We start from the raw sequence: 3,432 nt of genomic DNA, 5'->3' as shown, positions 1-3,432 counted from the left end.
GGTCGTCGCCGCGCGGGCCGGTGACCGCCGCGCCGAGGTCGGGTGACACCGGCGCGACGCCGTGGCGGGCGGCCAGGGTGGTGGCGCGGTCGCGCAGCTCGACGGCGGGATGGTCGGCACCGAGCGCGATCACCTCGGCGATCTCGGTGACCCGGTCGGGATGCTGGCGTGCCAGCTTGTCGAGCCAGGTGAGCTGGGTGCGGACCAGCGCCTTGTCGGGCCGGGTGAGCACCTGGCGGGAGGCGTCGAGGATCGACTCCAGTTCCAGGTCGGGCACCTGACGCAGCGCCTTCTGCGCCATGGTGGCCACCGGCGCGGGCGCGTCAGTGAGCAGGCGCAGGTGATCGGTGGCGTGTGCGGCGACCTCGGCGGTGCTCAGCGAGAGCAGACCGAGCAGGGTGGTGAAGGCGCGCAGCGCGGTCGGTCGGTCACCCCGCAGCAGGCGGCCGAGCGCACCGTCGACGAGTGCCGCCCGGTCGACCACTCCCTCGGCGGCGAGTTGGGCCAGCGCGGTCAGCAGGGCGTGTCGCTTCGGCTCGTCCCAGCTCTTCCAGTGCACGTCGAACATCATCTGGGTGCCGATGCCGTCCACCTCGAACAGCCGGGGCAGCATGGCCGGCAGGAACGGATCGTCGCGCAGGCGGTCCGCCACCGGGGTCGGGGCACCTCGGCGGCCCCGGTCCGGGAACTGCACGGCGGTCAGCCACTGCTGCACCGAACGGTCGTCGGTGGGCGGTGGTGATCCCTGCGCCTGCAACAACGCGGCGACGAACTGCCACCGGTCGACCCAGGACCGTTCGCTGAACCGCGCGGCCACCCGGTAGGCCAGGTCACCGAGCCAGGTGACACCACGGTCCTCGGCGACGGCGAGGACCAACCTGGCGGCACGGGTGCCGTCCACCGGCACCGAGGCGCGCCCGAGGATCGCGGCGGCCTGGGCAGCGGTCGGCAGGCAACCGACGACGGCGACCGCGAGCGCGGTGCCCGGTCCCGAGGTCCACCAGGTCTCCCTGTCCCGCTTCTTGAACCAGGCGGTCAGCCCCACGCCGATCTCCCGGCGGCGGGGCTCGGGCAGCCCGGCCAGCGCCTCCGCGACCTGCTCGGCGGAACCGTTGCCGACCAGGTCGAACAGGTCGCTGGTGCCGCCTTCCGCCAACTCCCGCCGACGTCGCGGCATGCTCGTGATGATGTCGACCTGCGTAGGACGCCTCACACCCGCTCCTCGACCCGGTTGGTGACCATCATGCGGGCGGCCAGGGCGTGCCGGCACGGCCCCCGTTGCCCCCGATGCTTTGCCCACCAGGGGCAGGTGCAGGTGAGCGCGCCGTCGGCCAGCAGCCGGACCCGGTAGACATGGTCGCCGCTGCGGATGGTGGCCGACGCGCCGTCCGCCTGCACCGCCCCCGTGTCGAGCTGCACCGCCCCGGCGTCGAGCAACGCCCGCGCGCCGACCAGCCGGGGATTGTCACGTTCGGCCCGCTCCGCGTCGTACGGCATGACCCGGTGGAAGTACGCCGCCTCGGAGACGTCGTACCCGACGCGGCCGGCGGTGCCGAGCTGCGCCAGCGCGCCCCGGACCCGGTCGACGTCGATGCCCGCCTCGGCGGCCAGCCGGTCCACGTCGACCGTCGGGTCCCAGGAGAGCAGCGCGGAGACCAGCTCGGCGTCGTCGACCACGTCGTCACCGGCGAGCGCGGTGAGTGCCGCTCCCTCGCCGGAGAAGCCACGGTAGGGCTCGGGGGAGAGGGTCAGCGAGAGCCGCAGCGCCCCGGTGTCCAGCTCCCATACGCTGGGCAGTGGCGCGGAACCGGCCCGCACCGTCGGGCCGTACACCCGGAGGGTCTTCGCGAAGCGCAGCATCGGGTGCAGCGCGACCAACCGGCTCGGCCCGGCCAGGCAGACCGCCCCGGGGACCGGGCGTGAGGTCAGCCGCAGCGAGCGGCCGGCGGGCACCACCCACAGCACCGAGCGGCTGCCGCCCTTCGGCAGTCGTCGCAGGAACGTGGTGGCCTCGGCCGCCGACAGCTCCGCGCGGGGCTCGAAGCGGGCGGCGAGCACCTGCACCTCGGCGAAGCCGCGCAGCCAGCGCTTCGGCAGCGGGACCTTCTTCTCGACCACCTCGCCGTCCATCGTCGAGACGGTCAGGTCCTCGGGGCCGACCGACAGGTGCAGCGGATCCAGCCCGCCGACCCGGGACAGCGCCTCGCGCAGCGGCGTGTTGACGTCCACGTTGGTGGTGCCGTGCTCGACCACGTCACCGTCGAGGCCGTCGGGCAGCGCGTCGAGGCGCGCGTACACGCCGCAGCAGCCGGAGAAGGACTCGAAGCGCAACCGGTCGCGGCTGCCGGTGACCACCGGGTCGAGGCTGGCCACGTCGACCGGCCGGTGGTAGCGGGTGCGGGCGACCTCGGCGACCGCCAGCAGGCCTACCGCCGCCGCCTGCGGTGTGGTCAGGAAGCCACGGAAGAAGCGGGGATTCGGGGTCGGCCCGCCGCTGGTCTGGAGGGCGAGTGCGCCGCCGCCGAGCGCGGAGGGGGCGAGATACCGGTACGTCTGCACTGCGTTCACGCCGTCGCACGCTAGAGCACGCCTGCGACACGGACCGGGTGAGCGCCGGTTTCGTCACCCGTGACCGGTACCGTCCGCCGCATGTACACGACCCAGGTCACCGCGCACGTCGCGGCACCGCGTCCGGCGGTCTACCGGGCCCTGCTCGATCCCGACGCGGTCGCGGTGTGGCGGGCGCCGGAGGGCATGACCGGCCAGGTGCACCACTTCGAGGCACGCGAGGGCGGTGCGTTCCGGGTGTCGTTGACCTACGACGCGCCCGACGCCACGGGCAAGACGACGGCGCACACCGACACCTACCACGGCCACTTCCGCCGGTTGGTGCCGGACGAGGTGGTGGTGGAGGTCCTGGAGTTCGAGACCGACGATCCCGCCCTGCGCGGTGTCATGACGATGACCACCACGCTCACCGACGCCGACGGCGGCACCGACGTGCGCGTGGTGCACGAAGGTGTACCGGACGCCGTCCCCGCCGCCGACAACGAGACCGGCACCCGGATGTCGCTGGCGAACCTCGCCCGCCTCGTCGAGACGGGCGAGGCACACCGGTAACCGGCGCGGGTGCTGCGGTCAGTGGACCGCGACGGCCAGCGGTTTCGCGTCGGGCTCCGGGGCGTCGAGCTGCCTCGGCCGCACCACGAGGTGCAGCACGACCAGCGCCGAGGCCATGCCACCGGCCACCACCAGCGACATCGCCACCGCACCGTTGCCGAGCACCCCGACCATCGGCGCGGCCACCGCGCCGACGCCGAACTGCACCGAGCCGAGCAGCGCGGAGGCGGTGCCGGCGGCCTCGCCGTGCCGGGTCAGCGCCACGGCCGGGGCGTTCGGCAGCGCCAGGCCGGCGGCCGCGAGCACCGCCGG

General features: G+C 74.2%; 3 protein-coding genes and 1 pseudogene. 1 reads left to right on the top strand and 3 read right to left on the bottom strand.

The window, feature by feature from the left end; genetic code table 11:
• A partial coding sequence (locus EYA84_RS29025) for a DUF6493 family protein (protein ID WP_236146020.1) occupies nt 1-1,177 on the bottom strand: 1,177 nt, incomplete at its 3' end.
• Between the two features lie 32 nt (nt 1,178-1,209).
• Nucleotides 1,210-2,568, bottom strand: a complete 1,359-nt coding sequence (locus tag EYA84_RS29020; protein WP_131057189.1) for an SWIM zinc finger family protein — start codon at nt 2,566-2,568, stop codon at nt 1,210-1,212.
• A gap of 81 nt (nt 2,569-2,649) precedes the next feature.
• On the opposite strand from EYA84_RS29020, the gene EYA84_RS29015 reads away from it, so the two are divergent.
• Nucleotides 2,650-3,120 (top strand): SRPBCC domain-containing protein, encoded by a 471-nt coding sequence (locus EYA84_RS29015; protein ID WP_131057187.1) that lies wholly within the window; start codon nt 2,650-2,652, stop codon nt 3,118-3,120.
• 18 nt (nt 3,121-3,138) lie between these two features.
• Here the strand turns inward: EYA84_RS29015 and EYA84_RS29010 are convergent.
• Nucleotides 3,139-3,432, bottom strand: a pseudogene (locus EYA84_RS29010) (Bcr/CflA family drug resistance efflux transporter); the annotation flags it as partial.

The sequence above is a fragment of the Verrucosispora sp. SN26_14.1 genome (assembly GCF_004307965.1).
In the GTDB taxonomy this organism is placed as follows: Bacteria; Actinomycetota; Actinomycetes; order Mycobacteriales; family Micromonosporaceae; genus Micromonospora.
Note: the sequence above shows the minus strand (reverse complement) of the source record. Positions and strands in the feature narration are given on the sequence as shown.